The sequence below is a fragment of the Hymenobacter actinosclerus genome (genome assembly GCF_900111515.1).
Classification (GTDB): Bacteria; Bacteroidota; Bacteroidia; order Cytophagales; family Hymenobacteraceae; genus Hymenobacter; species Hymenobacter actinosclerus.
This window is the reverse complement of the sequence record NZ_FOHS01000007.1, coordinates 1-26,914: the sequence shown is the minus strand read 5'-3', so window position 1 is coordinate 26,914 and position 26,914 is coordinate 1. Positions and strand designations below refer to the sequence as shown.

Here is a 26,914-nt window from a genome sequence, read left to right as displayed (position 1 = left end):
GGGGCTTACAGGGGCCGGTAACTGTCGTCGGCGGGCGGAATGATGGAGTTGGGCTGCTGCAGCGGGGCGTTGCTCAGGCTGGGGTCCGACTGCGGGTACAGTGGCTGGTCGGGGTAGGTGGTAACGCCGGTGCGGGGCGAAACAGGTGGGCGCTCGGCGGCCCGCTGCTGCTCCATCTGGTTGTCGTAAAGGCGGGCCTTCAGCTCGTTTATTTTGCGCTCCGAAGCCGTCATTTCGCGGCGCAGCAGGGTGCTATCGAGGTTTTCGGTGAGCAGGTGCAGGCTCAGCAGTACTACGGCCACCACCAGCAGCGTGTAGAAAAGGCTTTCCGCCGAACCGGCCATGCCCACAAAGCTGGTCTGCACCGAGGGCAGCAACAGCACCAGCAGCGCCAGCACCAGGAAGAGCATGACCAGAATAGTAACCAGGCGTTTGAGAGCAAGCATATCAGAAAGGCAAAGCAGCGTGAAAAAACAACCTATTCATACGGTTAAAACGAATAGGCGGACTAAATATAGTACTTTCCAAATAGCCAGTGAGTTTCCTAAGGTTCAGCTTCGGGGTCCAATGATGCAGCTCAGACCAGTCCGCCGCTGGCAGCCTGCATCGTGCTCAGGCGCTGGTAGAGGCCACCGGCCTGGCGCAGCAGCTGCTCGTGGGTGCCGCGCTCCACAATGCGGCCGTGCTGGAGCACAATGATTTCGTCGGCATGCTGCACGGTGCTCAGGCGGTGGGCGATAACGAGGCTGGTGCGGTTTTGCATCAGCCGCGTGAGGGCCTGCTGCACCAGTTGCTCGCTTTCGGTGTCGAGGGCCGACGTGGCTTCATCGAGAATAAGAATGGGCGGGTTGCGCAGAATGGCCCGCGCAATGCTCAGGCGTTGCCGCTGCCCGCCCGACAGCCGCGAGCCCCGGTCGCCGATGGTGGTCTGGTAGCCCTCGGGCGTGGCCATAATAAACTCGTGGGCGTTGGCAATGCGGGCGGCTTCCATCACCTCGGCCTCGGTGGCCTCGGTATTGAAGCGGATATTGTTGAAAATAGTATCGTTGAACAGAATGCTTTCCTGCGTGACGATGCCCATCTGGTCGCGCACCGAGTGGATGGTGCAGTCGCGCACGTCGATACCGTCGATGAGCAACTGGCCGCCGGTGGGGTCGTAGAAGCGGGGCAGCAGGTCGGCCAGCGTGCTTTTGCCGCCACCGCTGGGGCCCACCAGGGCTACGGTTTTGCCCTTGGCAATGGTCAGGTTGATGTCGTCGAGCACCGTGGCCTCGCCGTAGCCGAAGCGCAGGTTGCGCAGCTCGATGCGGTCCTGGAAGGGGGGCAGCACCTGCGCGTCGGGCCGGTCGCGGATGAGCGGCTCGGTGTCGATGATGCTCAGCACCCGCTCGCCGGCCACCAGCCCGCGCTGGATGTTGCCAAACGACGACGACAGGGCCTTGGCCGGCGTGAGCACCTGCGAAAACAGCACTACGTAGCCGATAAACGTTTCGCCCGTGAGGTTGGACTGGCCGCCCAGAATGAGGGTGCCGCCGAAGTAGAGCAGGCCCGCCACCACGGCCACCCCCGCAAATTCGGAGAAGGGCGAGGCCAGGTCGCGGGTGTTGTCGATGCGGCGCGAGGTGCGGGCGTACTGGTCGTTCTGCTCCTCGAACTTGCCCGTGATGTAGCCCTGAGCGTTAAAGGCTTTTATCACCCGGATGCCGCCCAGCGTTTCGTCAATCACCGACAGCATGGAGCCCAGGGTGCTTTGGCTCTGCTTGGCCTGCTGGCGGAGCCGCTTGGCCACGCCCGCAATCAGAATGCCCGAAACCGGCAGCAGAATCAGCGTAAACAGCGTCAGAGGCACCGACATATAGAACAGCACCACGAAAAAGGCAATAATCTTGAGCGGCTCCTGAATGACGGCCGTCATGGTGTTCACCACGGAGCTTTCTACCTCCTGCACGTCGGCCGTGAAGCGCGACATCAAATCGCCCTTCCGCTCGCCCGAAAAGTAGCCCAGCTGCAGCTGCAGAATGCGCCGGTACAAATCGTGGCGCAGGTTGCGGATCACGCGGGCCCGCACCCTGGCCAGCAGCCGCAGGCTCAGGTAGCGGAACAGGTTGCTGCATAGCACCGACACCACCACAATAATGCACACAAACGTCAGGGCTCCCATGGTACCCTGGGTGGCCAGCACGTCGGCGAAGAAGTAGTTGAACGTGTCCTTCACCCAGTCGAGGCTGAAATGAAAGGCCGGCAGCTGGGTGGGGGCCTGGGTAGGAACCTGGTCGGTTTTCTCGAACAGCACCTGCAGCAGCGGAATGATGAGCGTGAAGTTGGCCAGCCCGAAAAGGGTAGTCAGCAGCGTGTAGAGCAGGTATTGCGGCAGAAAGGCCAGCCAGGGCCGGGCATACTGCAGAATGCGGAGGTAGGTTTTCATGGGCGGCCGCAAAGGTAGGGCATCGGGCGGGCTATGCGCGCCGCACTGCCGCCTAAGCCTCAAAAAGCCCTCCGCACCAGTAAGGCACGGAGGGCTTTTTGCTGAGTTGATAAAGTGCCGGAACGGCCGCTGGCTTACTTAGCCGTTACGTTGCCCCGGATTTCGCCGCCTGGGTAGGCCGTGCTATGCAGGTTCACATAAAGCTGGCCGGCCATCAGGCTGTCGGCGGTGGAAGGCTGCAGGGTAACCGTACCGGTGATGGGCGACTTGCTCACGTCGTCGAAGCCCACGGCGATGTTGCCTTTCTTGCCGGGCTTACCGAAGTGCAGGTGCCCCATTGTCGGGCTCAGGCCCTGATAGGTCACGTTGTACTGAAGCACTTTCGTGGACTTGTTGAACGTACCGGTCATCATGCCGGTAGCAGCCGAAACCGTAGCTGGTACGGCTTGCTTGTTGTCGAGGGTGGCCGAAACGGTCATCATCGTGTTAGCGGGCGTCACGTTGTCATCGTCGTTGTTGCAGGCACCGAGGGTTACTACGCCGAGGGCCAGAAACAGGGAAGTAAACTTGTTCATAAACAGGAAAAAGAGAAAAAAGTAAAGGTGACTTGGCGGGTTATTTGGCCGACAGCTGGGCCACTGGCTCACAGATCAGGCTGACTTTGATGCCCACGACTTTGGCAATGTTTTCGCGCACCAGACGCGGAATCTCAATGCCATAGTCGGCCGGCGAAACGCTGAAATAGGCGTTGACGAGCAGGCTGCCCTGGCTGAAAGCCAGCGCCCCCGGCACCGTGAGCCGCCGCGTAACGCCGTGAATGGTGATGTCGCCCTCTACCGATACGCGCTGCCCGTCGCGCAGCAGCTTGCCCATATCCAGGTCGACGATGCGCCCACGGAACGTGGCCTTGGGGTACTTATCCGACTCCAGGTAGTTTTCGTTGAAGTGCTCCTGCATGAGCGTGCGCTTGAACAGGAACGACTTGACCGGGATGCTAAAAGCCAGCTGCCCGCTCTGGAGGTCGAAAACGGCCGACACCTGCTTGGTAGTGGCCTCAATGTCTTCGATGATGCTGGTCGAAAAGAAGCTGGCCGCGCCTTCCTGGGTCATGTATTTGCCCTGGGCCTGTGCTGGCGTAGTCAGGCCCGCGCTTAGCAGCAGCACTGCCAGCACCCAACGCGCAACGATAGAAGGACTTGGTACTTTAGGTAGTAGGGGTTGGGTCATATAGCGGGCTGAACCGTTTCCACTCCCTCTTCAGCCGGTCAGATGACCCGGTTTTCTGCCAGATAAAGGGCACAGACCCTTCTGTATGGAGAGTGGATAACGAAGCTACTATACGGATGGAGCCCTAATGGTTTAGGAAATATTCATACTATTAGATGAAGGTGCAATTCGGTCGGCCCAACCGGTTATAATGCCTGATAAAAAGGTGAGCCTGAGTTGTGCTTATTCGGCGCCAAGCAGGCCTGCTACCTCAATCCGGCCCGTAATCCGGCGGTTGAATTCGGCCAGCTCGGCGGTCGGAACGCGCAGTTCCGCGGGCTCCGCGGCTGCCGGGGCCGCCGCCTCAAAGTGGGCGACGTAGTCGGCATCAACTGCCAGGCGCAGCAAGTAGCCCGGTCCGGCGCCCGGCAGGCCAGCCGCCGAACCGGGCGGGGCCAAGTAAAAAACCGGCGGCTCGGGCAGTTTCAGCGGGAACTCCAGCCAGTTGGAAGCCGCCACCAGATCCAACTCCGCCTGCCCCACGGGCCGGTAAAGCAGCACCGTTGCAGGGTCGTGGCGCATAATTAGGCGGTGAAGTGATGGGGGATGAAAGGAACGGCTGATCAGAGGGACGTCATGCGGAGCGCAGCCGGAAGCATTATGACCGCCCTGCTAACCCTGAATCAAGGGGTCACCCTTGCTGTAGAGCTGCTTCGGCTGACTCCGCATGACGTTAATTCCTAACCCCTAAGCCCTAACCCCTAAGCCCTAAACCCTAAATATTTACGGCTAAAACTCGTGCAAGCGCTGGGCAATGTTCCAGCGCAGGGCCACCGAGGCCAGGGCCCCGCCGTCGGCCGAGTAGTAGGCCGGCGCGGGCGCGTCGCCGCTGAAGCTGCGGTGGCGGTACACGAGCTTGCCGTCGAGGAACAGGTTGTGGGCAGCCTGGTAGGAGGCGGTCAGGTCGGTGTGCAGCAGGTAGGAGGTGATGCCGCTGCCCACTTTGAAGCCGTACTCGGCGGGGCGGGTGGTGTAGGGCAGCAGCACGTTGGAGCCGTAGTTCTGGTCTACCGGGTCGAGGCCCTGCTTCACCAAAAAGCCCTTGGCCACCACATGCAGGCGGGGCAGGGGCTGGTAGCTGGCAATGCCAATCAGCTCCCACAGGTTGGCGCCCATAGGGTGGGCCAGGGGCTGGGCCGCGTGCTGATAGTCGCGGTACTTATCGATGGCCTGGTAAGTGAAGGGGCGGATGAAGTTGAACTCGCCCTGCAAATCGAAGTTTTTGATGCCGGCCACGTTGATGTACTTGGCCCCGAGTTGGGCGGCCTGCTTGTTGGCCCACCAGCCGTCGCCCGACCGGATCTGGCTCAGCACAAACTCATCGAGCACCAGCTGGCCATACACCTGCACCCGCTGCTTGATGTTCCACTTGAAATCGAGGCCCAGCAGGGCGTTGCCATCGGCCGAGCCCACGCTCTGCTCAATGGCCCGGTAAAAGATAATCGGGTTGAGGTACTGGAGCTCGAAGGTATTGCGCTGCTGCGTCCGGATCTGCCCGTTCACTACTACCGAATCGGTGCGCCGCGAGCTGGACAAAATGCTCTCGAACAGGCCGATATTGAGGTTGGGCAGCACGTCGAGGCTCAGGTGGTGCATGGCCAGGAACTTGCGGTCGTAGGCGGCATCCTTGTCTGAGGGGTCGGTGATGAGCTGGGCAAACAGGTTCTGGTACTTGAACTTCCACACCCGCGTCTGCACCTTCAGAAACAGGTAAGGAGAAGAATAGTCCGACAGAATAAGGCTGCGGTAGCCGTTGCCGATCTGGTTGCGGTCGTGGCCCAGCTGCAGGCTTACGTGGCGGCCGGCGGCATACGTAACGTAGCCGCGGGCCGAGAGGAAGTCGTACTGGCCGGGGGTGGTTTTAAACGGCTTCCAGAACCCCTCGTGGGGCACGGCCCGGTCGCGCTCCACCCGCTCCTGCACGTACTGCGGCACGGCCATCTGGTTGTCGGCCAGAAAGGCGTAGAAGCCCAACCGCTGGTCCACGGTGCCTTCCACCTGCACGCCGCGGGTGTTGAGAAAGGAGTAGCTCTTGGCCCCGTCGTTGTTGCCCAGGCTCAGGCCCGCCACCGGGTTCACGCGCAACGAGAAGTCGGGCGTTTCCACGCTGTACAGGTCGGAGTGGCGCTGGTAGAGGAACCCCAGGTACGGGTTGGGCCGGCTGTTTTCGGTTGAATCCAGCCGGGTGTCGTGCCAGTTGTCGCGCAGAAAGTAGCGGGCGTTGAAACGGTCCTGAGCCGAGAGGCCGGCCCGGCTGGAATCGGCCAGTATGCGCTCGGCCAGCCGGGCCACGGCGGCGCGGGTGTAGGGCCGCACGGCGGTGTAGGGCTCGCCCAGCTCGTCGGCGCCGTGCAGAATGGCGTAGCGGTCGATGAGCCGGTAGATGTCGTTGTCGAGTGGCACGTAGGTGGTGCCCATGGTGGTTTTGGTGCTCCGGCCCACCTGCGGCTCGGTCGTGGCCGGGGTGCGCGGCTCGGCGGGCTTGGGCGGCTGGTCGTACATGAGCCAGTTGCCCTGGCCGTCGGTGGGGCGGGTGGGCGGCGTATCCTGGGCGGCGGCCGGGGCCGCCAGCAACGCCAGCACGGCCAGCAGCAGGGAAGAGTTTTTCATAAAGAGAGCCCGCTACGCCTGAGCTGGTTGACGGGGCAACAAAACTACGATAAGTGCGGGAGGGAAACGGTGACTCAGTGAATGAGTTAAAAGCGAGTTGGTGAACCCGTCTGTCATCCTGAGCTTGCGAAGGACCTATCCGGAAGCTGATATCAAACAATAGCTTCTAGATAGGTCCTTTGCAAGCTCAGGATGACAGACGGGTGCACTCATTCACCGACCGCCTACCTTTGCCCCATGCCCCCGCTTCGCCTGCTGCGCTTTTCCCAACTCGACCTCGCCGCCTGGGATGCCTGCGTGGCCGGCGCCCGGCAGGCCGTGCCGTATGCACATAGCTGGTGGCTGCAAGCCACGGCCGGCCGCTGGGATGCGCTGGTACAGCAGGAGCCCGACGGCCGCTACCGCAGCGTCTGGCCGCTGCCGGCCAAGTGGCGACCAGGCGGCCGGCAGGTGTATCAGCCGCCGTTTACCCAGCAGCTGGGCTTGATTTCGGGCGCAGATGATGCCCCCGCCATCGGCCCGGCGCTGCCGCCGCTGGCCCAACGCTACGCCCGGTTCTACGCCCAACTCAACGAAGCCAACGGGCTGCCCGCCGCGGCTGGCCAGTTTACCGTGGAAGCCCGCCAAACCTACCACCTCGACCTCAGCCCCGCCTACGACACTCTGCGCGCCGGCTACTGCGCCGACTACCGCCGCCGCCTGCTGCGGCACGAGGCCGCCGCCGCGCCCCTCATCGTAACCGAGCTGCCCGACCCCGAGCCGTTGCTGACGCTGTTTCAGCAGACCAAGGGCCCCGCCGCCGGCCTGCGCCCGCGCCACTACGCCCGCCTGCGCCGGCTGCTGGCCGGGCTGCAACGCCGGCAGCTGCTCGAAGCCCGGGCCGTACGCGCGCCCGAAACCGGCGCGCTGCTGGCCGGCGCGCTGTTCGTGCGCTACCGCAGCCGCCTGATTTACCTGTTCGCCGCCGCTTCCGACGAAGGCAAGAAGGCCGCCGCGCCGCTGCTGCTGCTCGACGAGGCCATCCGCCGCCACGCCGGTACGCCGGGGCTGGTGCTCGATTTCGAGGGCGGGATGCTGCCGGCTATTGCCCGTTTTTTCGCCAACTTCGGGGCCGCGCCCGTCCCGTACGCGGCCCTATCGTTCACTTCCGAAAGCCCCTGGTACCTTAAATGGATGCGCTAACGCCCAATTCTGCCGACCCGACTACCGCTGCCCCCGCCAACGCCCGCGTGCGGATTCTGTGCGACCAACCGTCCATTGCCAACCACTTCCTGGCCGAGCTGCGCGACGTGGACGTGCAAAAAGATTCGCTCCGCTTCCGCCGCAACCTGCAACGGCTGGGCGAAATCATGGCCTACAACATCAGCACCGACCTCGATTTCACCACCAAAACCGTGCGCACCCCGCTGGGCGAATCCAGCAGCATGCATCTTGCTGATTTCCCGGTGCTGGCCACCGTGTTGCGGGCCGGGCTGCCGTTTCACCAGGGCTTTCTCAATTATTTCGACCAGTCGCCCTCGGCTTTCGCGGCCGCCTACCGCATCGAGGGCACGGCCCAGGTGCAGGTGCAGGTCGATTACCTCTCGGCCCCCAGCCTCGACGGCCGGGTGCTGATTCTGGTGGACCCCATGCTGGCCTCGGGCAAGAGCCTGGTGCAGACTTACCGGGCCATGCTGCGCTTCGGTACGCCCCGGCAGGTGTACATCGCGGCCGTTATTGCCTCGCCCCAGGGCGTCGAGTACGTCACGCGCGAAGTGCCTGAAGCCACCCTCTGGCTCGCCGCCCTCGACGACGACCTCAACGCCCAGGCCTACATCGTGCCCGGCCTCGGCGACGCCGGCGACCTGTCGTACGGCAGTAAGCTGTAGGAGACATGAGATGGTGAGACATGAGAAGTGAGATGAACGACAACTCCGCAACTCATTCAAGAAATTTACTGTCTGGAACTTGCTGCGCGAAAAGCAGCAGGAGCAGGAACTACACCCTCTAGCTCGCCTCACCCGCCGTTCATCTCACTTCTCATATCTCACCATCTCACATCTAAAGAATTGCTGCCAGCCCTCCTGAAATACGCCGCCGTTTTCGCCTTCGGCATGTTCAAGTTTGTTGGCGCGCCCATTACGGGCGTGGCGGCGGGCCTGCCGGTGGCCGTTACCTGGGCCCTCACGGTGGCGGGCATGATGACGACGGTGGTGCTGATTTCGGGCGTGGGCAAGGCCTGGGCCATGCACCTGCGGCGCAAGCGGCTGGAGAAGGGCAAGCCGCTGTTCAGCCGCCGCTCCCGCGTTATTGTGCGCGTGTACCGGCGCTTCGGCATGATTGGCATTGCCTTCCTGACGCCCATTCTGTTCAGCCCCATCGGCGGTACCGTTATTGCCACCCAGCTGCACGTGCCGCGCTGGCGCATTCTGGTGCACATGACCTGGAGCGCCGCCTTCTGGGGCCTGGCCCTCACGATGCTGGTCGTGCGCTTCAGCCACCTGCCGATTTTCAATCGGTAGCAGCGGGGCTATGGCTGGGAAAGAGGCGTTTCAGCAGCAGCGTGAGCCAGGAGGCCAGCACGAACGGAAACGTGAGGGCCAGCAGCTGCCCCCGGGCCAGCAGGGCGTTGATGGCCACCGACAGCAGTACGGCCACCAGCACCAGCAGTCCGTCGCGGCGCTGGCTGCCGGCGAAGGCCACGCCGCACAGCACCCCGTTGAAGCTGAACAAGCCCAGCGCAATCGACTCCGCCGGCTCGTGCATCAGCAGCGCCGCGGCGGCCCCCAGCAGCGCCCCCACCAGCCCATACAGCGCACTAATGGGCGAGTGGATGAAAATGGCCAGGAAGAAAACCGCCCCCACCAGCACCTCCCCCTGAAAAATAACCTGCCCAAACCCGCGGCTGACCAAAACCAGGGCGCCGATGTTGGGCGCGGGCGCCAGCACCCCGGCAGCTGCCCCGGGGGCGCCCAGCAGGTGCAGCGCGTACACGCCGAGCCAGGTGAGCAGGATGAACGGAAACGTGTAGGCTGGCAGCTCGCGGCGCAAAAACCAGTGCATCACCACCGTAGAAAGCACCACGGCCACCAGTATAACCAGGGCCAACAGGATAGTCGGCGCGAAAAAGACGCTCAGGCCCGCGCCCACCAGCGCCGCGTTGAAACCGTACAAACCGCGGCTGATGTGGCCCTGGTCGTAGCTCAATAGCCGGGCCGTGCCCGTGCCCACCAGCGTGCTGATACCCACGGCCGCGCCCATCAGCGGTGAGCCGTAACAGATGCCCAGCAGCAGCAACGCGCCGGTCCAGGCACTTTCCTGCAAGAAAATCTGGCCCACGCCCCGCAGGTTGGCCGTTAGGAGTTCGGTGCTGTCCGCCCGCATGCGGTTCTTGAATTAGATGCCTGACCAGTAAGGCTAGCCAATGTTTTGAAAGCCATTGACGCAAGTAACGCAGCAATATTTCCTTAGCAGCCAACAGCTGTCAGCGAAAAGCCCGGGCATAGGCTTCCCCTCTCCTTTTTCGGAGAGGGGGCCGGGGGGTGAGGCGCAGCGTAAAGGTGTCTGGGAGGCCCTACCGCCGCTTGCGCTTATTCTCTACGCGCCCCTTGGCGGCTTTAAGGGCCTTGGCGGCGGGGGAGGAGCCGCGGCCCTTGCCGGGGTTCACTTTGTTTCCTTTCAGGCTCCGGGCGGGCTGTGCCACGTACTCGCGGCCCGTGCGCTTGTCGATGGTGACGCCGGGCTTGAGCCACTCCTGCCGCTCGTGGAAGGCCCCTTTGAACGTGGGGTCTTCGCGCTTGCGGCGCTCATCCTTTTCGCGGTCCATTTCCTGCTGCTCCTCAAACGAGGTAGCCACCACCTTTACCTCGGGCGGCAGCGGCAGCAGCGGAATGGGCTGCCGGATCAGCTCCTCGATGCGCTGGATGTGGTGCATTTCGGCCTCGTTGGCGAACGTAATGGCCGCGCCGGTGTGCCGGGCCCGGCCCGTGCGCCCGATGCGGTGCACGTAATCGTCGTAGACCAGCGGCACATCAAAGTTGATAACGTGGCTCACCTCGGGCACGTCGATGCCGCGGGCGGCTACGTCGGTGGCCACCAGAAAGCGCACCTCGCCGGCCTTGAAGCCCTCCATGGCGTTGATGCGCGTGTTCTGGCCCTTGTTGCCGTGGATGGCGCGTACCTCGCCGTGGGCTTTGCGCGCCAGAAAGCTGGCCACGTTCTCGGCGTTGGCCTTCGAGCGGGTGAAAATCATCACCCGGTGGAAGGTGTCCCAGTCGAGAAACAGGTACTCCAGCAGGTTGATTTTGGTGATGAGGTTGGGCACCTCGTACAGGCTCTGGGTCACGTTCTGGGCCGAGGTGGCGGCCGGCGTCACTTCCACCCGCACCGGAAACTCCAGGAACTCCTCGCTCAGCGTCGTCACCTTGTCGGGCATGGTGGCCGAGAACAGCACGTTCTGGCGCTTGCGCGGAATAACTTCCAGCAGCCGCCGAATCTGGGGCATAAAGCCCATGTCCATCATCTTGTCGGCCTCGTCGAGCACCAGCGTCTTGAGCTCCTTGAGCACCAGCGCGCCCTTCAGGTACAGCTCCATCAGGCGGCCGGGCGTAGCAATCAGAATATCGACGCCCCGGGCAATGGTTTCAATCTGGGTTTTGGGGCCCAGACCACCGTAGATGGCGAAAATGCGCAGGTCGGTGTGCGCCGCCAGCTTCTGGATATGCTTTTCCAGCTGCATGGCCAGCTCGCGGGTGGGGGCCAGCACCAGGGCCCGCGGGTGGGTGCCCTGGGCGTATTTCACCTTCATGAGCAGCGGCAGCCCGAAGGCGGCCGTTTTGCCGGTGCCCGTCTGGGCGATGCCCAGCACGTCGTGGCCGGCCAGCAGCAGCGGAATGGTTTGCTCCTGCACGGGCGTGGGCTCCGTGAAACCGGCCTCGGCTACGGCCGTCAGCAGCTGCTTATTGAGCTTGAAATCGGCAAAGGAAGCGGGCGCGGGCGAATCGGACATGATGAAACGGGGTGTAAGGTGCAAAGGTACGGCTTTGGGGGCCGCCTCCGTCTGTCATCCTGAGCATGTCGCGCATTAAGCGAGGACGAAGGACCTATCCAGAAGCTATTGTCTGATGTTAGCTTCCGGATAGGTCCTTCGCTCGGCTCAGGATGACAGGCGCGGAGCCAAATGACAAAAAAAGTGTGCGAATCTTTTGGCAATCCGCCGCAGTACGCTACTTTTGTGGTATCAACACCCAACACGGTAGATATAGCTCAGCTGGTTAGAGCGTCGGATTGTGATTCCGAAGGTCGTGGGTTCGAGCCCCATTATTTACCCATTCCGAAAAAAGGCCTCTCCGCTCTGGTAGAGGCCTTTTTTCTTTGCCACGCCGGGTCCGGCCCGGGCTTTTGCGGCCATCGGCGGGACAATTTTGGGCCGTCGGCTGTTGGCCTGCCAGTTAACTTCGAAGTATGAACCCTTTTTCCTCTTTTGCTCTATGAGTCTGGTAATTATCGGCACGGTGGCTTTCGACGCCCTGGAAACGCCCTTCGGCAAAACCGACAAAATCGTGGGTGGCGCCGCCACTTATATCGGCCTGTCGGCCTCGTATTCGGTGAAACCGGTGAAAATCGTGGCCGTCGTCGGCGACGATTTCCCGCAGTCGGATATCCTGCTGCTCCAGGAGCACGGCGTCGATACCGAAGGCTTGCAGATCAAGGAGGGCGAGAAGTCATTCTTCTGGTCGGGCAAATATTCCAACGACCTGAACTCGCGCGAAACGCTGGTTACCGAGCTCAACGTGCTGGAAAACTTCGACCCCGTCCTGCCCGATTCCTACCAGGATTGCAAGTACCTGATGCTGGGCAACCTCTCGCCCCAGGTGCAGCGCCTCGTTATCCAGCGCCTCGTCAACCGCCCCAAGCTCATCGTGATGGACACGATGAATTTCTGGATGGATATTGCCCTGGAAGAGCTGAAAACGACCATCGAGATGGTCGACGTGCTCAGCATCAACGACGAGGAAGCCCGCCAGCTCTCAGGCGAACACTCGCTGGTGAAGGCCGCCAACGTAATCATGGCGATGGGGCCGAAGTACCTCATCATCAAGAAGGGCGAGCACGGCGCGCTGCTGTTCCATCGCAAGGGCAACACCAACCACGTGTTCTACGCCCCGGCGCTGCCGCTGGAAGAAGTGTTCGACCCCACCGGCGCCGGCGACACCTTCGCGGGCGGCTTCATCGGCCACCTGGCCGCCACCGACGACATCAGCTTCGAGAACATGAAGCGCGCCGTGGTACACGGCTCGGCCATGGCCTCGTTCTGCGTCGAGAAGTTCGGCACCGAGCGCCTGCTCAACCTGAGCCAGGAAGAAATTGAGGCCCGCGAGCAGCTTTTCGCCGACCTCGTGGCCGTGCAGCCGGCTATGGCCGTAGCGCAGGGGTAGGTTTTGGAGCTTTTAGCGGAGAGCTGTTAGCTGATAGCTTTCGGGCGATGAGTTGGCTGAAGCAATAGCAGGTAGTAAAAAAGCGCTGCCCCGGCCGATTGGTCGGGGCAGCGCTTTTTTACGGGGCCGGAATCTTACCTGCCCGCCGTACAACCTTTGGCGGCGCGACGGGGTAAAACAGAGGAGTAATCTATTCTTCCATTTTAAACTCCATCGTCATGAGCAAGGACACGCAATATAAAGAGAATCCCGAGGTACCGAACCTGCAAAACCCCGACGGCGGCGGTGAAAACGTACATCCAGCCAACACCGACAGCAACAACTCGGTAATCCAGAACCCGAGCCGCAACTCGATAACCCAGGATGGCAACCCCACCAAGGGCAATACGGCCGGCGGCAACCTCAACGAAACCACGCAGGCGCCTTACAACAAGCCCCGCAGCAACCCCCAGAACAACAAGCCCGCCTCCGTCGATGGCAATGCCAAAGCCGGCAAAGGCAGCGACAACAGCCAGGATAATTAGGGTTTTGAGCTGTTAGCTGAGAGCTTATAGCTGTTAGCTTTCGTTTTGAAAACCTAATTATTTCGCACGAAAAAGGGCGCCGCACTCAACCGAGTGCGGCGCCCTTTGCGTTTTTCCAGCTAACAGCTAACAGCTAACAGCTAACAGCTAACAGCTAACAGCTCAAAAATTAAGGCACAACCTGTAACCTGACCACGCGCGTGTCCACGTCACCTTTGTCGAAGAAGTCCTGCTCGAAGAGGATGGTGCGGTTGTCGAGCCAGCGGGGTTGGGTGCAGCCCCAGTCGGTTTGCCGCTCCCAGAGCAGGCGGGGGGCGGCGTCATCGAGGCTCCAGAGTTGCAGGCCGCTGGGCTCGAATCGGGCCAGCACATCGGAGTTGCCGCACACGAAATGGCGGCCGTCGGGCGAAACCACGGGCGCGGCCATCAGCTGGGTGCGGCGGCCGGTGCGCTGGTCGACGAGCATAAAGTAGCCACCCTCGTACAGGTGCACCGACAGCAGCCACTGCCGGATTTCGGGCAGCGCCGCCACGTACTCGTAGGCAATGTTGCGCTCGTCGTCGACGGGGTTGTTGGTGAGCCGGATTTCGGCGGCCTTGCCGGGGCGCAGGTGCAGCGTGCGGCCGGTGCGGGTTACGCGCGGGCCGGCCTGCGCCAGCCGCCGCCGCTCTTCCACCGTGAAATCCAGAAACGAATCTTCCTCTTCTTCCTCGGCCGAAGCCGGCTTGGCCACCACCCAGGCCGGGCTTTTCAGTTGCTCGTAGGTAGGCCTTGCCGCCGGATAAATAGTGAGCACCCGCCCGGGCAGCTGCACCAGCGTATCGAGCCGCTCCAGCTTATAGATGCGGGGCGGAATGGGCGGCTGCGCCAGCACCGGAATGTTGGGCCGGGGCTTTTCCGCCGGCTGCATCCGCAACGAACAGGCCGGCAACGCCAGTGCCAGGGGCAGGGCAGCGGCGGCGGTACGAAACCGGAACATGACGGGCAGGGTCGAGGTGAAGCGGAAGGCGCGGCGTTGTCGGGCAGACAGGAAGCGGAGGGACAGAAACAAGCTACTAAGTGCCTAAAAGCCGGCGGTGCGCGGCCGGGGGCCGCGCCAGCAAAACAGGATTTCACCAGCCAGGCAGAATTCGTTCTGCAAAGGTACCAAAACCCCCCGCTCGTTGCGCATGCGGCGGCGGGAAATCATGCGGATAAAGCCGACATTTTCAGCACCGTTGCGCCCGGTCCGCCGCCGTGAGCACAGCGGCGGGCCGAGGCAGACGTTTCGCCGGCCGGTTGCCTCCGGTACGCAGAAGGCCGGAGTTGGTTAAGGGCTAAAAATCCTGCTTGAGCCACTGCTTGAAGCTGGCCTGCTGCTCGGGCGTGGCCGTGGTCAGCTTTTCCACCGTGAACTTCTGCCAGAAGCGGTGCGCCGGATCGGCCTGCACCTCCACCGTCAGCAGCCGGTGCTGGCGGAATACGGTCAGCTCGTGGCGGTCGGCGCCGTCGGCGAGCAGGGTTTGCAGGTTCTGGGCCACGCGGCGGCCATCCACGGCTACAATCTCGTCGTCCACGCTCAGGGCGAGGGCAGCGGGGGCATCGGGCAGGATGTTCGTTACCTCGGTGCGGCCCTCGCGCAGCACGGCCCGGAACCCGTAGGTGCCCTCGGCGGCCGACACGTTTTCTTCCGTCAGCAGCCGGCAGCCCACGAAGCCCAGCACCCGGTTCAGGGGCTCTTCGAGCGGCGCGGTGCCGTAGATAAACTTGTCGAAATACGCCTGCATGTCGCGCCCGGCCACTTCGGTTACGATGCGCTGGTAGTCGGCCTCGGTGTAGCCGGTGCCCGTCTGGCCGAACTCGGTCCAGAGCTGGCGCATCACATCATCCAGGCTTTTCTTGTGGGCCGAAAGCTGGCGCAGCGTCAGGTCGAGGAGCAGCGCCGCCAGGGCGCCCTTATGGTACACCGACACCTTGCGGTCGGGCACGCCGGGCTTGTAGCCATCGAGCCAGAGGTCCATGCTGGCGTCGGCCACCGAGAGGTGGTAGCGGCCGTAATCGTCGTAGTGCTTGCGCAATACGCCGTTCAGCTCCTGAAAATACTGCTCGGCCGAAAACACGCCGGCGCGGGCCAGCAGGTAGTCGCCATAATAAGTAGTCAGGCCCTCGGCCACAAAGCAGGTGCGGAAGTAGTTTTCGCGGCTGAAATCGTAGGGCTGCATTTCAATAGGCCGGATGCTCTTGATGTTCCAGACGTGGAACAACTCGTGGCAGCTCACGCCCAGCAGCTCCTTGTACAGCCCGTCGCTCATCAGCAGCTCGCCCGGCCCCAGCGTAATCACCGTCGAGTTCAGGTGCTCCACGCCGTGGTAGTGGGGGTAGGGCAGAATCTCGTTCAGGAAGTGAAAATCCTGGGCCGGGAAGCCGCCGAACAGTTGCAGCTGCTCCTCGCTGAAAGCCCGGAAGTCGCGCACCAGCCGGGCCCAGTCCACCGGGGCCTCGCCCTGAATCCAGAGGTAGAACGGGATGCCCTGCACCTCGTAGTTGCGGTATTGCAGCGTGGGGCTGACAATCAGGGGCGAGTCGGCGAGGTGGTCGAAGCTCTGGGCCTCCAGCAGCCGGGGGCCGCGCTGGGGCAGTCCGCAGGCAATCTGCCAGTCGTCCGGGATGTCGAGCAGCAGCTGGCAGGTTTCGTTCTGGCGGCCTTCAATGTACATAAAGGCCTGCACGGGGTTGAGGTAGAGCTGGCTTTCATCGAGCCAGGAGCCGCCGGCGTCCATCTGGTGGGCGTAGAAGTTGTAGCGCACCCGCACCATGCGGCCGGCCGCGTTGCTCAGCTGCCAGCGGTCCTTGGTGATTTTGCGGCTGGCCAGGGCCTCGCCCGAGGCGGCATCTTCCAGCACCACGTGCTGGAGTTTCTGGGCGAAGTTCTGGAGCTCGTAGCGCCCCGGTCGCCACGCCGGCAGCTGCAACTCCAGCGGCTCGGTGGCCTCGGCGGGCACCTCAAACGTCATCTGGATCTGGAGGTAGGCGGTGAGCGGGTTGTCGAAGGAAACGTGGTAGTGTAGCATGGATAGCAGTTTGGGAAGGGTAACGAAGGTACGGGTAGGGGGTTGGGTTTGGGGTTGTTTGAAGAGCAAGAAGAACGTCATGCTTCGACTTCGCTCCGCTACGCTCAGCATGACTGTTTTTTCTCAACTATTACTTATACCCTCAACCAACCCGTCCTGCCAAAACTTGCCTGGCAACTTGTCTTTTTAAAATCATCCGCTTACCTTTGCCGGCCCTAGTTGTAACTGAGTCACTCACCAATATCATGAAACGTACTTTTCAGCCCTCGCAGCGTAAGCGCCGCAACAAGCACGGGTTCCGCTCGCGCATGGAAACCGTTAACGGCCGCAACGTAATTGCCCGCCGCCGGGCCAAAGGCCGCAAGCGCCTGACCGTATCTGACGAAGGCCGCCACAAGCGGTAGTCTGTTAGCTGTTAGCCTTTGGCTGATAGCGACTAGCTTTTTATTGCCGCGCTTCCGTGTTTTTCGAGGCGCTGGGCTGTAGTACGAGGCTTCCGCTTCGCGTCCCGTTGACCGATTGCCCGCAACATGGCACCCGGCACCGAGACGCGAAGCGGAAGCTTCTTGCTACAGGGGCATTGCATACAGCCTGAATTCTAAAATAACTGCCCTGTGAACGAGCTAACAGCTGACAGCCAGCCGCTAAAAGCTAGGAAATACTCGTTTCCGAAGGAAGAGCATCTGTGCCGCAAGAAGCTCATCGACGAGCTGTTCGGCCGGGGTTCTTCTTTTGGTTTATACCCCCTGCGGCTGGTGTGGCTGCCCGCGCCCGCGCCCACTACGTCCCCGCCGCAGGTGCTCGTGAGCGTAAGCAAGCGCAGTTTCAAGCGTGCCGTCGACCGTAATTACCTTAAGCGGCTGATGCGCGAGGCCTGGCGCCTCAACAAATTCCGGCTCGTAGAAGCCGAAGGCGGCCACCAGGTGGCCCAGTTGGCCATTATTTATACCGGCAAGGAAAAAAAGAGCTTGGTGCTGCTCGAAAAGAAGCTAAATTCAGGGCTGGAGCGTTTACTGACCGAAGCGGTGCAACCCGTGGGGGCAGCAGCGGTTCCTAAGGTATAGCTTCGCGGCGCGGCGGGCCGGAACCTCCGGCCGGTAGTGCGCCGCTACGTTGCTCTTCAGCCCTTTTTATGCGCAAAAAGTCTATTCTGGCGGCCACCTTTCTGGGCGGCGCCGCCCTGCTCGTATCCTTCCGGCCGGCCGATAACGAGCGATACTTCGAAATTGCCAAGAACCTCGACATCTTCGCCACCCTGTTCAAGGAGGTGAATACCTACTACGTGGACGAGGTGCCGCCGGCCAAGCTGGTGAAAACGGGCATCGACGCCATGCTACGCTCGCTCGACCCCTACACCAACTACATCGCCGAGGACGACATCGAGGACTTCCGCACCATGACGACCGGGCAGTACGGCGGCATTGGGGCCGTCGTGAGCAAGCGCAACGGCAAAACCGTGGTGCAGGCCGCCTACGAGGGTTACCCGGCCCAGAAAGCCGGCTTGCTGCCCGGCGATGAAATCCTGAACATCAACGGCGTGCTGGTCGACAAAAAGTCGAACTCCGATGTGAGCAAGCTGCTCAAGGGCCAGGCCAACTCGGTGGTGAAGCTGCTGGTAACCCGCTTTGGCCAGGATGCACCGGTGGAAATCAACATCACCCGCGACAAGATTCAGGTGGATAATGTGCCCTACTACGGCATGCTGACGCCCGAAATCGGCTACTTCCAGCTCAGTGGTTTTACCGTGGATGCGGGCAAGGAGGTACGGCTGGCCGTGAGCAAGCTCAAGGAGCAGGGGGCCAAAAAGCTTATTTTTGATATTCGCGACAACCCCGGCGGCCTGCTCAATGAGGCCGTGAACATCTCCAACCTGTTCGTCGACAAAGGCCGCGACATCGTGAGCACCAAGGGCAAGGTGGCCGACTGGAACAAAACCTACAAGGCCCTCGACCTGCCGCTCGACACCCAAACGCCGATTGTCGTCATTACCAGCAACCGCTCGGCTTCGGCCTCCGAAATTGTGTCGGGCGTGTTGCAGGACTACGACCGGGCCGTGCTGGTGGGCGAGCGCACGTTTGGCAAGGGTCTCGTGCAGGCCACCCGCCCGCTGAGCTACAACTCGCAGCTGAAAGTGACAACCGCCAAGTACTACATCCCGAGCGGGCGCTGCATCCAGGAAATCGACTACACCCACCGCGCCGACGACGGCACGCTGGGCAAAGTGCCCGACTCGTTGCGCACGGCCTTTAAAACCCAGGCCGGCCGCGCCGTGTACGACGGCGGCGGCGTGGCCCCCGACGTGGCCGTGCAGGAGCGCGAAATTGCCGACATCACCCGGGTGCTGCTCCAGAAAAGCTACCTCTTCGACTACGCTACCCGCTACCGCGCCCAGCACCCCACTATCGTGTCGGCCCGGCAGTTCAAGCTCTCCGATGCCGATTACCAGCAGTTCGTCGACTATCTCAAGGGTAAGGACATCAGCTACGAAACCGACACGGAGAAGGCCCTGACCACTCTCACCAAGAAGCTGAAGGCCGAAAAACACTACGACGACGTGAAAGCGGAGCTCGAAGCCACCCGCCGCAAGGTCACGACCAACAAGGCCAACGACCTGACCCGCTTCAAGCCTGAAATCCGGGAGCTGCTGGAGCAGGAAATCGTGTCGCGCTACTACTTCCAGAAGGGCAGCATCGAGGCCAGCTTCGACGACGACCCCAACATCCTGATGGCCCTGAGCGTGCTCAACGACCAGCCGCGCTATACCGCCCTGCTGCGCCCCGGCACCGTGGAGGCCAAAACCCGCCCCGAAGCCAAGCGCAACATGGGCGGCAGCGGAGGGCAGTAAAGAACAGTGAGCCTAACGCTGCTGACTATGGAAAACCTTCGTTCCCGCATCACCCTGAACCCGCGCCAGTGCGGCGGCCGGCCCTGCATTCGCGGCATGCGGATTCGGGTAACCGATGTGCTGAATCTGCTGGCGGCCGGCCTTACAGTAGAGCAGCTACTAGCCGAAATGCCCGACCTGGAGCCGCTGGACGTGCAGGCGGCACTACAATACGCGGCCCAACGAATTGACCACCCTTCGCTGGCGGCATGACGTTCTGGCTGGATGCGCAACTTTCGCCGTTGCTAGCTGTTTGGCTGCGCTGGCAGTTTAAGCTGACGGTTTTTACGCTGCGGGAAATTGGGCTGCGCGATGCGGAAGACGAGGAAATCTTTCGGGCAGCAAGGTTGGCCGAGGTTGTCGTGATAACCAAAGACGCCGACTTCCCACAACTGTTGGAGCGATTAGGGCCCCCGCCGCAGGTGATATGGCTGACCTGTGGCAATACTACGAACGAGAGGCTCCAGCAATTGCTGCTCCCGCTGTTACCACAAGCGCTGAAATTGTTGCAGGCAGGCGAGCCATTAGTCGAAATAAGCGCTCCTCACTAGCTGTTACTGTTCTGACAACGCTGAATTCAGCCCCAACACCCCCACGCCCACAATACGACGCGAGGCCTTTTCCTGCACCAGCACCACGGCCCGCAAATTGGCGGTCTTCCAGACTGGATTGAGTTGCAGCGGCACGCTGGCGGCAAAGGTGCCATCGGCGGCCGGGGAGCCCAGCGGCCGCAACTCGCGCACCACGGCGGCGTGGCGCAGCAACCGGCCCGAGTTTTCGCCCCGGCCAACCTGGGTGGAAAGGCTGGTTTCGGTGAGAGCCAGCAGCACTTCGGTGGGGGCAGTGCCGGCTGGTAGCGCATCTACTTTAATAGCCAACTTACCGGTAATGGCGCGGCTAAGCTGCACGGTGGCGCGCGGGGCTTGGGCGGCGCGGGCTATGGCCTCTGTAAGCTTGCCGCGCTGGCTACCCACGAACTCGTAGCGGCCGTTCACCACGGCCTGGGGCGTGTAGGAGCCGGTGCCAAACCCCGCGGCGTAGGTACGCTGGCGCTCGGTGAACTGGGCCGATGAAAACGGGTCTTTCCAGCCCAGGCGGTTCCAATAGTCGACATGCTCGCCCAGGGCAATAACTTCCACGCCGGGCACCGACTGGGCCATTTCCAGCTCCCGCAACGCCGCGTCGGCGGCCGGGCAGCTGGAGCAACCTTCCGACGTGAACAACTCGACTACCACCGGTACCCGGGCGGGGCCGGGTGGGGTTTTTGCAACCTGGTTGGCGGAGCCGGAGCTTGTCAGCAATGCGGCAGCAGCCACTGATGAAACAACCGTGGAAAGTAGCAGGATTATTTTCATTGCCAAGAGGATAAAGTAGAACCCAGCCACTGGGCCGTAGCGGGCACTTGGTCGGCAACAGTACCGTGCGCCTGCTGGTTCGTAATAACGCCGGCCCATAGCGGCCCCATCTTACCGGGACGTACCTTTGCCCCATGTCTTCGTTGCTGCTGTCTATAGAAACTTCCTCGCCCGTCTGCTCCGTGGCGGTGCACCACCTCGAAACGGGCCGACTGCTGGGCCAGGCCGAGCTGCGGCTCGAAAAATCGCACTCCACGCACCTGAGCGTCCTCATCGAGCAGTTGCTGGCCAACACCCTGCACGCGCTGTCCGATGTGGCGGCCGTGGCCGTGTCCGACGGGCCGGGCTCCTACACCGGTCTGCGCATTGGGGCGGCCGCCGCCAAGGGGCTGTGTTACGCGCTGGAGGTGCCGCTGCTGGCCGTGGGCACGCTGCCCGCCCTGGCCCGGCAGGTAGCAGGCCGCACCGCTCGCCCCGACCAGTACCTCTACTGCCCGATGCTTGACGCCCGCCGCCTCGAAGTGTACGCCGCCCTCTACCGCGCCGACGGCTCCGAAGTGCTGGCCCCCGCGCCCCTGCTGCTCGACGAAACCACGCTAACCGAACAAATGGCCACCCAGCCGGTGTTGTTCTTCGGAAGCGGGGCCGCCAAGTTCCAGCCGCTGGTGGCCGCACAGCCCCACGCCGTGTTCCTGGCCGGCATCGAACCTTCGGCCGTAGCAGTGGGCGAGCTGGCCCTGGAGGCCTACCAGCGCCAGGAGTTCCGCGATGTGGCTTACTATGAGCCGTTTTACCTGAAGGAAGTATATACGACAACCCCCAAAGAGAAGTGATATTTCAGAAGTAAGTATTGAGAAGGGAGACGAGTAAGCCCACCTTGGCGTGTTATCCGTCTTACCTCTCACCTCTTGGTACTCACTTCTAAACCCTCACTTCTCACCTCTGAAAAATGGAAGATCTCACCAACCGCGTTGCCCAAAGCGCCCTCGTCACGCTCAACCTCGAAGAGTTTATCCACCCCGGTGAGCGGGTGGTGTACGACATCAAGGACAACCTGTTTCAGGGCCTGATGCTGCGCGAAAAGGACTTTCGGGCCTTCGTGAAAGACCACGACTGGAGCCAGTACGACGGAAAAAACGTAGCCGTTATCTGCTCGGCCGATGCCATTGTGCCTACCTGGGCCTACATGGTGCTGGCCGGTAAGCTTCAGGGCCACGCCCACCGCTACGTGTTCGGCGACCTGGCCGCGCTGGAGCAGGAGTTATTCCACGAAGCCATTGCCGGTATCGACGCCGAGCAGTACCACGACGCCAAGCTCGTTATTAAAGGCTGCGGCGAGAAGCCCGTGCCCACCTACGCCTACGTGGCCATCATGCAGAAACTGTTGCCCGTAGCCAGCAGCATTATGTACGGCGAGCCGTGCAGCACCGTCCCGCTCTACAAGCGCCCGAAAGTGGCTACGGCGTAGCAGCAGCCAGCTATTCTGCACTTACATGGCTAGCTGCCTGTATTTATGAAAGAGCCCCCGTAGCGAAAGTTGCGGGGGCTCTTTCGTTGGTTCCAAGGTAATTGGGCCTCCGGTCTGTGCGGACTGTTAAGGCCGTCGGATAGTTTTGTGCCGACAATACGTGGCTTAAGCTTGAGGTAAACATGCATAATTCCGCATCTTTGACCTGCCAATTAGCCCCGCATGAGTCAAACCGCTGCCCCCGCCTACAAAATCAGTGTCCTGACGGGCGTTTCCATCGTGGTGGCCAATATGGTGGGCACCGGCGTTTTTACCAGCCTCGGGTTCCAGGTGCTCGATATCCAGAGCGGGTTTGCGCTGCTGATGCTGTGGGTGGTGGGCGGCGTAATTGCCCTGTGTGGCGCCCTGAGCTACGGCGAGCTGGCGGCGGCCCTGCCCCGCTCGGGGGGCGAGTACCACTATCTGTCGCGCATCTACCATCCGTCGCTGGGGTTTCTGTCGGGCTGGGTGTCGGCCACAGTGGGCTTCGCGGCCCCGACGGCCGCCGCCGCACTGGCCCTGGAGCAGTACGCCGGCAGCGTGTGGCCCGGCCTGCCGCCTAAGCTGCTGGCCGTGAGCGTCGTGCTGCTGCTCACGCTGGTGCACGGCATCAGCAGCCGGGCCGGCAGCCGCCTGCAAGTGGCGGTAACCGCTATCAAGGTGGTGGTGCTGGTGGGCTTTATCGGCTTAGGATTGGTCGTGGCCACGCCCCAGCCGCTGGCCTTCGTGCCCCAGGGTCCGGCCGACTGGAATGTGCTGCTGAGTCCGGCCTTCGCTGTGTCGCTCATTTTCGTGTCGTATGCCTATTCGGGCTGGAACGCGGCCGTGTACCTGACCGGCGAAATCGACCAGCCCCAGCGCAACCTGCCCCGGATTCTGCTCACGGGCACCGCCTTGGTGCTGGTGCTCTACGTGGCCCTGAACTTCATTTTCCTGTACTCCACGCCCATCAGCGCCCTCAAAGGGCAAGTGGAAGTGGGCTTCGTGGCCGCTACCAGCCTGTTCGGGCCCGTCGGGGGCCGGCTCATGGGCGGGCTGATTGCCGCGTTGCTGGTGTCCACCATCAGCTCCATGATTTTCGCCGGCCCCCGCATCGTGCAGGTAATGGGCGAGGACTTGCCGGCATTGCGGTTTCTGGCCAAACGAAGCGCGGCCGGCGTGCCCGTGCGGGCGCTGCTGTTTCAGCTGGCCCTCACGCTGCTGTTCGTCATGGAGTCGTCGTTTGCCCAGGTGGTGGTGTACTCGGGCTTTATTCTGAGTTTATTCACTTTCCTGACCGTGCTGGGCTTGTTCGTGCTGCGGCTGCGGCAGCCGGAACTGGTGCGGCCTTACCGCGCCTGGGGCTACCCGTTCACGCCGCTGCTGTTTCTGCTGCTCAACGGCTGGACGCTGCTCTACATTGCCCGCGACAAACCCACCGAAACCCTCTACGGCCTGGCCACCCTGCTGGCCGGCCTACTGGTCTACGGCCTCAGCCGACTGCGTAAAAGTTAGCAATTTCTCCATTCCACCACCATGCGTTTTTCCACTCCTCAACGCCTGCTGCCGGCCCTGCTGGTACTGCTGGCGGCCTGCAACGAGCCCTCGACCACCAAAACCGAGCAGCCCACCACTACCCCGGCCGCCGCGCCCGATACTACCGTAGCCGTGGCACCACCCGCGCCCGCCAAGCCCGATACGGCCGCCATCCACAACGTGGCCGCCTATCTGGCCGGCCTGCCCGTAAGCCGGGGCAGCGACCTGCAAGAGCTGGAAACCCAGCCCGCCTGGCAGGCCTACGCCGCCGACGCCGACAAAAGCTGGACGAAATACCACGCCGCCCGCACAACTAAAATCGAAGCCTGGGCCGCCAAGGAGCTGGATTCAGTACGCGCCGCCAGCCCCACCATCTTCTATCCCTTCAGCGGCCCCGATTTCCTGAACGTGACCACCATGTTCCCCGGCAGCCAGACCTACGTGCTGCTGGGCCTGGAGCCCGTGGGCACCGTGCCCAGCCGCGCCAACCTCGAAAACCGCAAGCTGTTCCCGGCTCTCAAGGAGTCGTTGTGGTCGGTGCTGAATTTCAGCTTCTTTCGCACCAACTCCATGGCCGTCAACCTGAAGTCGGTAGAGCTGGATGGCGCGTTGCCGCTCATGCTGCTCTTCGCTGCCCGCACCCAGCACCAGGTCGAGGCCGTGCGCTACGTGCAGCTGCTGCCCGATGGCCAGCTCGCCGAGGCCGACTCGACCCTCATCCGTAAGCCCGGCCGAAAAGCCGTGCCGGGCGTTGAGGTGAAGCTGCGCTCGGCCAGCGGCCAGGCCAAAACGCTGCAATACTTCTCCGTCGATATCAGCGACGGGCAGCTGGGCCAGACCCAGGAAGCCGCCCTCAAGTACGTGCGCACGCTGGGGCCGCTGACCACCTACGTGAAGTCGGCCACCTACCTGATGCACAAATCCTACTTCAGCAAAGTGCGCAACCTGGTGCTGGAGCGGAGCAATTTCGTGTTGCAGGACGATTCGGGCATTGCCATGAAGTACTTCAAACCCGCCGACTGGCAGCTGACCTACTACGGCACCTACAAGCGCCCCATCAACCTGTTCGCCAAGCAGTACCAGCCCGAAATGACGGCCGCCTATACCGATAAAGCCAACCCGCCCCGCCCGCTGCCCTTCGGCACCGGCTACAACTGGCGCGAAAACGATTCCAACCTGCTGCTCGCCCGCCGCGCCACTCCCGTAGCCGAGTAGGAGGGAGGTCGCCCCAAAACCGCCGCGCCGGGTTCCAGCAGGAGCCCGGCGCTTTTTTGTGGAATCGGTCAGCAATTGAAGCCCTGTTTTTGGGAACGTAGTACCACGGGCGCTGGCCGTTTGCCGGGGTGCTCCTTATATGTAGTCGCGAAGTGGTTTGCGAAAAGCAGGCGGTTGTAGAGACGCATAATTGCGTCTCGTCGTTGCTGATGTTGTTAGGTAGCATGGTTCCGGTAACTCAACAACGAGACGCATTTATGCGTCTCTACACAGTATAGAGGCTTGCCAAGCTGGGCAGAACTAGTAGCGTCCTTATAGGTAGGACGAGTAAGGGAGGCAAAGTTTTTGCCGACCTTTAGGTATATGATGCGTCCTCTTGCCCTGCTTGCCTGCGGCTTCTTTGCGACCCTGCTGACTTCTTTTGGCCCGGTAGCCGAGCCAAAGATGCCACTCCAAAGCAGCCCCGACAGCCCCCTGCTCGACAGCCTGCTCCGCGCCGATGCCCGCCTGCTGCCCGTTGTGGAGCGCGCCGGGGAATACGAGTTGCAGATTATCTACACCCAAATCAACCGCGACGCCCGGCAGCGGCCCACTTTCGTTGAGCACACCTACCGGCTCGATGCCGGCCAGTACTTCAACCCGGCCAGCCTTGTGAAGCTGCCCACCGTGGCGCTGGCCCTCGAAAAGCTCAACCGCCTGCACCAGCTCGGCCTCAGCCGCCGCTCGCCCATGAGCACCGGCACCGCCTTCCGCTGCCAGACGCCCGCCCCCTACGTCCAGTCCGCCGACTCCGACCGCGTCAATACCGTCGGCAACTACGCCAAGCGCATGCTGCTCGTCAGCGACAACGGGGCCTACAACCGCCTCTACGAGTTCCTGGGCCAGCGCCCGCTCAACGAGCGGCTGGCCGAGCTGGGCTACCCCGAAACCCGCATCGTGCGCCGCTTTGCCCCCTGCGATACCGCCGCCAACCGCCACACCAACCCGCTGGAGTTCCACGACCCCGCCACCGGCCAGGTCAGCTACCAGCAGCCCGCCGCCGTCAACCCGCGCCCATTCGATTCGCCGTTGGGCCGCATCAGCAAAGGCCGCGCCCACCAGGCCGGCGGCCGCATCGTGCCCGGCCCCTACGATTTCACTACTGCCAACTACCTGCCGCTGCACTCCATCACCAGAATGCTGCGCTCGTTGCTTTTCCCGGAGGATGTGTCGGCCAGTCACCGTTTCCAGCTCACCCCCGACGATTACAGCTTCCTGCGCTACTACCTGCACCACACACCCCACGGCTCGGGCTATTCGCTCTACCAGCCCGGCCGCTACTTCGACGCCTACAAAAAGTACCTCTACTACGGCCGCCAACCCGCGGCCCTCGCCGAACCCGGCCTGCGCATCTATAATATAGTAGGCATGTCGCACGGCTACCTGGCCGACGTCGCCTACTTCGCCGACTCCACCCATCAGTCGGAGTTCATGCTCAGCGCCGTGCTCTACGTCAACAAAAACGGCATCATCAACGACGGAACCTACGAATACGACACCGTGGGCCTGCCTTTTCTGGCCGCCCTGGGCCAGCAGATTCGCCACTACGAGGCCACCCGCAACCGCCCTGTGGCCTCTCTGCCAATTGAATTCACGCAGGCAGAAACCATTCGCTAAGCCCGCCTGCAAAAAGAAAGTCGCTGAGGCAGTGGACCGAAGCGAGCCTTGAACGAGTATTTTACCTCCCGGGTTTGCGTAATCCAACGCAAACCCCCACTTTTGCATCCCCAACCGGAACGCGGTCGGGACCACCACTTCTCCGGAAGGGTTCCTGAAAAAAGGTTGCCCTGGCAGTTGCGGAAGTCAAAAAGGATTTACTACCTTTGCACCCCGCTTCAACCGGAGGCGCTGCTACCCACCTTCGCTAAGTCCGCTGAAAAGGCGACTGACACTAGCGGGAAGGCCGAAAAAGAGAAAAACTTTTTCTCTCTAAGCCTTGCACCAACCAAAAAGCTGCTTACCTTTGCAGCCCGCTTCAACCGGAAGGGGATACAGCAGGACGAAAAAAGAAACGCTTCGAAAAAAGTTTTCTTCTTTCCCTTGCAAGTAGCGAAAAGCTACTTACCTTTGCAGCCCGCTTCAATCGGAAGGGCCCACAACAAATCAAC

The 26,914-nt window shown here is 62.1% G+C and carries 27 protein-coding genes and 1 tRNA gene; 17 read left to right on the top strand and 11 right to left on the bottom strand.

Going from position 1 to position 26,914, the window contains the following annotated elements; translation table 11 throughout:
- Positions 1-5 precede the first annotated feature (5 nt).
- The 6 genes from BMY67_RS18070 to BMY67_RS18045 all read right to left on the bottom strand — a co-directional run bounded on the left by BMY67_RS18070 (position 6) and on the right by BMY67_RS18045 (position 6,301).
- Positions 6-446, bottom strand: coding sequence for a hypothetical protein (locus tag BMY67_RS18070; RefSeq protein ID WP_092774194.1), 441 nt, complete (start codon positions 444-446; stop codon positions 6-8).
- A gap of 131 nt (positions 447-577) precedes the next feature.
- Positions 578-2,425: an ABC transporter ATP-binding protein gene (locus BMY67_RS18065; RefSeq protein WP_092774193.1), complete on the bottom strand. Its 1,848-nt coding sequence runs from the start codon at positions 2,423-2,425 to the stop codon at positions 578-580.
- A 134-nt stretch (positions 2,426-2,559) separates the two neighbouring features.
- Entirely contained in the window at positions 2,560-3,000 is a 441-nt protein-coding gene (locus tag BMY67_RS18060) for a CHRD domain-containing protein (protein WP_092774192.1), read from the bottom strand.
- Positions 3,001-3,040: 40 nt separating this feature from the next.
- Positions 3,041-3,652: a YceI family protein gene (locus tag BMY67_RS18055; protein WP_245745089.1), complete on the bottom strand. Its 612-nt coding sequence runs from the start codon at positions 3,650-3,652 to the stop codon at positions 3,041-3,043.
- A 222-nt stretch (positions 3,653-3,874) separates the two neighbouring features.
- Positions 3,875-4,213 carry a hypothetical protein gene (locus BMY67_RS18050; RefSeq protein ID WP_092774190.1) on the bottom strand — a complete coding sequence of 113 codons (339 nt, stop codon included), beginning with the start codon at positions 4,211-4,213 and terminating at the stop codon, positions 3,875-3,877.
- Between the two features lie 207 nt (positions 4,214-4,420).
- Positions 4,421-6,301 carry a hypothetical protein gene (locus BMY67_RS18045; RefSeq protein WP_092774189.1) on the bottom strand — a complete coding sequence of 627 codons (1,881 nt, stop codon included), beginning with the start codon at positions 6,299-6,301 and terminating at the stop codon, positions 4,421-4,423.
- Between the two features lie 237 nt (positions 6,302-6,538).
- Between BMY67_RS18045 and BMY67_RS18040 the strand changes: the two genes are divergently transcribed.
- The 3 genes from BMY67_RS18040 (at position 6,539) to BMY67_RS18030 (ending at position 8,802) form a co-directional block, all read left to right on the top strand.
- Positions 6,539-7,483: a GNAT family N-acetyltransferase gene (locus BMY67_RS18040; protein ID WP_177189920.1), complete on the top strand. Its 945-nt coding sequence runs from the start codon at positions 6,539-6,541 to the stop codon at positions 7,481-7,483.
- Positions 7,471-8,169, top strand: coding sequence for a uracil phosphoribosyltransferase (upp, locus tag BMY67_RS18035; protein WP_092774187.1), 699 nt, complete (start codon positions 7,471-7,473; stop codon positions 8,167-8,169). The genes BMY67_RS18040 and upp overlap by 13 nt, the downstream gene beginning before the upstream one ends.
- Before the next feature lie 180 nt (positions 8,170-8,349).
- Positions 8,350-8,802 (top strand): hypothetical protein, encoded by a 453-nt coding sequence (locus BMY67_RS18030; protein ID WP_092774186.1) that lies wholly within the window; start codon positions 8,350-8,352, stop codon positions 8,800-8,802.
- On the opposite strand, the gene BMY67_RS18025 is transcribed toward BMY67_RS18030, so the two are convergent.
- Positions 8,792-9,664 carry an urea transporter gene (locus tag BMY67_RS18025; RefSeq protein WP_092774185.1) on the bottom strand — a complete coding sequence of 291 codons (873 nt, stop codon included), beginning with the start codon at positions 9,662-9,664 and terminating at the stop codon, positions 8,792-8,794. The genes BMY67_RS18030 and BMY67_RS18025 overlap by 11 nt on opposite strands.
- 190 nt (positions 9,665-9,854) lie before the next feature.
- On the bottom strand, positions 9,855-11,288 hold the full coding sequence (locus tag BMY67_RS18020; RefSeq protein WP_092774184.1) for a DEAD/DEAH box helicase: 1,434 nt from the start codon (positions 11,286-11,288) through the stop codon (positions 9,855-9,857).
- Positions 11,289-11,534: 246 nt separating this feature from the next.
- Here BMY67_RS18020 and BMY67_RS18015 point away from each other — a divergent pair.
- The 3 genes from BMY67_RS18015 (at position 11,535) to BMY67_RS18005 (ending at position 13,241) form a co-directional block, all read left to right on the top strand.
- Positions 11,535-11,608: transfer RNA gene (locus BMY67_RS18015), tRNA-His, on the top strand.
- Between the two features lie 161 nt (positions 11,609-11,769).
- Complete coding sequence (locus BMY67_RS18010) at positions 11,770-12,717, top strand: PfkB family carbohydrate kinase (RefSeq protein ID WP_092774183.1); 948 nt, start codon at positions 11,770-11,772, stop codon at positions 12,715-12,717.
- A gap of 218 nt (positions 12,718-12,935) precedes the next feature.
- Positions 12,936-13,241, top strand: a complete 306-nt coding sequence (locus BMY67_RS18005; RefSeq protein ID WP_092774182.1) for a hypothetical protein — start codon at positions 12,936-12,938, stop codon at positions 13,239-13,241.
- A gap of 169 nt (positions 13,242-13,410) precedes the next feature.
- Here the strand turns inward: BMY67_RS18005 and BMY67_RS18000 are convergent, their stop codons facing one another.
- Both BMY67_RS18000 and BMY67_RS17995 read right to left on the bottom strand, forming a co-directional pair.
- Positions 13,411-14,292 (bottom strand): hypothetical protein, encoded by an 882-nt coding sequence (locus BMY67_RS18000; protein WP_143069915.1) that lies wholly within the window; start codon positions 14,290-14,292, stop codon positions 13,411-13,413.
- Between the two features lie 265 nt (positions 14,293-14,557).
- Positions 14,558-16,291 carry a M61 family metallopeptidase gene (locus BMY67_RS17995; RefSeq protein ID WP_092774180.1) on the bottom strand — a complete coding sequence of 578 codons (1,734 nt, stop codon included), beginning with the start codon at positions 16,289-16,291 and terminating at the stop codon, positions 14,558-14,560.
- A 245-nt stretch (positions 16,292-16,536) separates the two neighbouring features.
- Here BMY67_RS17995 and rpmH point away from each other — a divergent pair, with 245 nt between their 5' ends.
- The 5 genes from rpmH to BMY67_RS17970 all read left to right on the top strand — a co-directional run bounded on the left by rpmH (position 16,537) and on the right by BMY67_RS17970 (position 19,726).
- Positions 16,537-16,695, top strand: a complete 159-nt coding sequence (gene rpmH, locus BMY67_RS17990; RefSeq protein ID WP_092743544.1) for a 50S ribosomal protein L34 — start codon at positions 16,537-16,539, stop codon at positions 16,693-16,695.
- A 210-nt stretch (positions 16,696-16,905) separates the two neighbouring features.
- Positions 16,906-17,355 carry a ribonuclease P protein component gene (locus tag BMY67_RS17985; protein WP_092774179.1) on the top strand — a complete coding sequence of 150 codons (450 nt, stop codon included), beginning with the start codon at positions 16,906-16,908 and terminating at the stop codon, positions 17,353-17,355.
- Positions 17,356-17,423: 68 nt separating this feature from the next.
- Entirely contained in the window at positions 17,424-19,136 is a 1,713-nt protein-coding gene (locus BMY67_RS17980) for a S41 family peptidase (protein ID WP_177189919.1), read from the top strand.
- Positions 19,137-19,163: 27 nt separating this feature from the next.
- The gene (locus BMY67_RS17975; RefSeq protein ID WP_092774178.1) at positions 19,164-19,388 is read left to right on the top strand and encodes a DUF433 domain-containing protein; all 225 of its coding nucleotides are present in this window, start codon (positions 19,164-19,166) and stop codon (positions 19,386-19,388) included.
- Entirely contained in the window at positions 19,385-19,726 is a 342-nt protein-coding gene (locus BMY67_RS17970) for a DUF5615 family PIN-like protein (protein WP_092774177.1), read from the top strand. The genes BMY67_RS17975 and BMY67_RS17970 overlap by 4 nt, the downstream gene beginning before the upstream one ends.
- Before the next feature lie 3 nt (positions 19,727-19,729).
- Here the strand turns inward: BMY67_RS17970 and BMY67_RS17965 are convergent, their stop codons facing one another.
- Positions 19,730-20,530 (bottom strand): DUF1223 domain-containing protein, encoded by an 801-nt coding sequence (locus tag BMY67_RS17965; RefSeq protein WP_177189918.1) that lies wholly within the window; start codon positions 20,528-20,530, stop codon positions 19,730-19,732.
- Between the two features lie 134 nt (positions 20,531-20,664).
- Between BMY67_RS17965 and tsaB the strand changes: the two genes are divergently transcribed.
- The 6 genes from tsaB to BMY67_RS19520 form a co-directional block, all read left to right on the top strand.
- Positions 20,665-21,363 (top strand): tRNA (adenosine(37)-N6)-threonylcarbamoyltransferase complex dimerization subunit type 1 TsaB, encoded by a 699-nt coding sequence (gene tsaB / locus BMY67_RS17960; protein ID WP_092774175.1) that lies wholly within the window; start codon positions 20,665-20,667, stop codon positions 21,361-21,363.
- Between the two features lie 116 nt (positions 21,364-21,479).
- The gene (locus tag BMY67_RS17955; RefSeq protein ID WP_092774174.1) at positions 21,480-21,998 is read left to right on the top strand and encodes a DUF2480 family protein; all 519 of its coding nucleotides are present in this window, start codon (positions 21,480-21,482) and stop codon (positions 21,996-21,998) included.
- Positions 21,999-22,220: 222 nt separating this feature from the next.
- Positions 22,221-23,531 (top strand): APC family permease, encoded by a 1,311-nt coding sequence (locus BMY67_RS17950; protein ID WP_092774173.1) that lies wholly within the window; start codon positions 22,221-22,223, stop codon positions 23,529-23,531.
- A gap of 21 nt (positions 23,532-23,552) precedes the next feature.
- Positions 23,553-24,767 carry a hypothetical protein gene (locus BMY67_RS17945; protein ID WP_092774172.1) on the top strand — a complete coding sequence of 405 codons (1,215 nt, stop codon included), beginning with the start codon at positions 23,553-23,555 and terminating at the stop codon, positions 24,765-24,767.
- Between the two features lie 363 nt (positions 24,768-25,130).
- Positions 25,131-26,423, top strand: coding sequence for a serine hydrolase (locus BMY67_RS17940; protein ID WP_092774171.1), 1,293 nt, complete (start codon positions 25,131-25,133; stop codon positions 26,421-26,423).
- Positions 26,424-26,525: 102 nt separating this feature from the next.
- Positions 26,526-26,914, top strand: a 389-nt coding sequence (locus BMY67_RS19520) for a hypothetical protein (RefSeq protein ID WP_218144634.1), incomplete at its 3' end; no start/stop codon positions are given.

Coding starts and splice junctions, on each gene's coding strand:
- BMY67_RS18070 (WP_092774194.1), bottom strand. CDS start 446: ATGCTTGCTCTCAAACGCCTGGTTACTATTCTGGTCATGCTCTTCCTG.
- BMY67_RS18065 (WP_092774193.1), bottom strand. CDS start 2,425: ATGAAAACCTACCTCCGCATTCTGCAGTATGCCCGGCCCTGGCTGGCC.
- BMY67_RS18060 (WP_092774192.1), bottom strand. CDS start 3,000: ATGAACAAGTTTACTTCCCTGTTTCTGGCCCTCGGCGTAGTAACCCTC.
- BMY67_RS18055 (WP_245745089.1), bottom strand. CDS start 3,652: ATGACCCAACCCCTACTACCTAAAGTACCAAGTCCTTCTATCGTTGCG.
- BMY67_RS18050 (WP_092774190.1), bottom strand. CDS start 4,213: ATGCGCCACGACCCTGCAACGGTGCTGCTTTACCGGCCCGTGGGGCAG.
- BMY67_RS18045 (WP_092774189.1), bottom strand. CDS start 6,301: ATGAAAAACTCTTCCCTGCTGCTGGCCGTGCTGGCGTTGCTGGCGGCC.
- BMY67_RS18040 (WP_177189920.1), top strand. CDS start 6,539: ATGCCCCCGCTTCGCCTGCTGCGCTTTTCCCAACTCGACCTCGCCGCC.
- upp (WP_092774187.1), top strand. CDS start 7,471: ATGGATGCGCTAACGCCCAATTCTGCCGACCCGACTACCGCTGCCCCC.
- BMY67_RS18025 (WP_092774185.1), bottom strand. CDS start 9,664: ATGCGGGCGGACAGCACCGAACTCCTAACGGCCAACCTGCGGGGCGTG.
- BMY67_RS18020 (WP_092774184.1), bottom strand. CDS start 11,288: ATGTCCGATTCGCCCGCGCCCGCTTCCTTTGCCGATTTCAAGCTCAAT.
- BMY67_RS18010 (WP_092774183.1), top strand. CDS start 11,770: ATGAGTCTGGTAATTATCGGCACGGTGGCTTTCGACGCCCTGGAAACG.
- BMY67_RS18005 (WP_092774182.1), top strand. CDS start 12,936: ATGAGCAAGGACACGCAATATAAAGAGAATCCCGAGGTACCGAACCTG.
- BMY67_RS17995 (WP_092774180.1), bottom strand. CDS start 16,291: ATGCTACACTACCACGTTTCCTTCGACAACCCGCTCACCGCCTACCTC.
- rpmH (WP_092743544.1), top strand. CDS start 16,537: ATGAAACGTACTTTTCAGCCCTCGCAGCGTAAGCGCCGCAACAAGCAC.
- BMY67_RS17980 (WP_177189919.1), top strand. CDS start 17,424: ATGCGCAAAAAGTCTATTCTGGCGGCCACCTTTCTGGGCGGCGCCGCC.
- BMY67_RS17975 (WP_092774178.1), top strand. CDS start 19,164: ATGGAAAACCTTCGTTCCCGCATCACCCTGAACCCGCGCCAGTGCGGC.
- BMY67_RS17970 (WP_092774177.1), top strand. CDS start 19,385: ATGACGTTCTGGCTGGATGCGCAACTTTCGCCGTTGCTAGCTGTTTGG.
- BMY67_RS17965 (WP_177189918.1), bottom strand. CDS start 20,530: ATGAAAATAATCCTGCTACTTTCCACGGTTGTTTCATCAGTGGCTGCT.
- tsaB (WP_092774175.1), top strand. CDS start 20,665: ATGTCTTCGTTGCTGCTGTCTATAGAAACTTCCTCGCCCGTCTGCTCC.
- BMY67_RS17955 (WP_092774174.1), top strand. CDS start 21,480: ATGGAAGATCTCACCAACCGCGTTGCCCAAAGCGCCCTCGTCACGCTC.
- BMY67_RS17950 (WP_092774173.1), top strand. CDS start 22,221: ATGAGTCAAACCGCTGCCCCCGCCTACAAAATCAGTGTCCTGACGGGC.
- BMY67_RS17945 (WP_092774172.1), top strand. CDS start 23,553: ATGCGTTTTTCCACTCCTCAACGCCTGCTGCCGGCCCTGCTGGTACTG.
- BMY67_RS17940 (WP_092774171.1), top strand. CDS start 25,131: ATGATGCGTCCTCTTGCCCTGCTTGCCTGCGGCTTCTTTGCGACCCTG.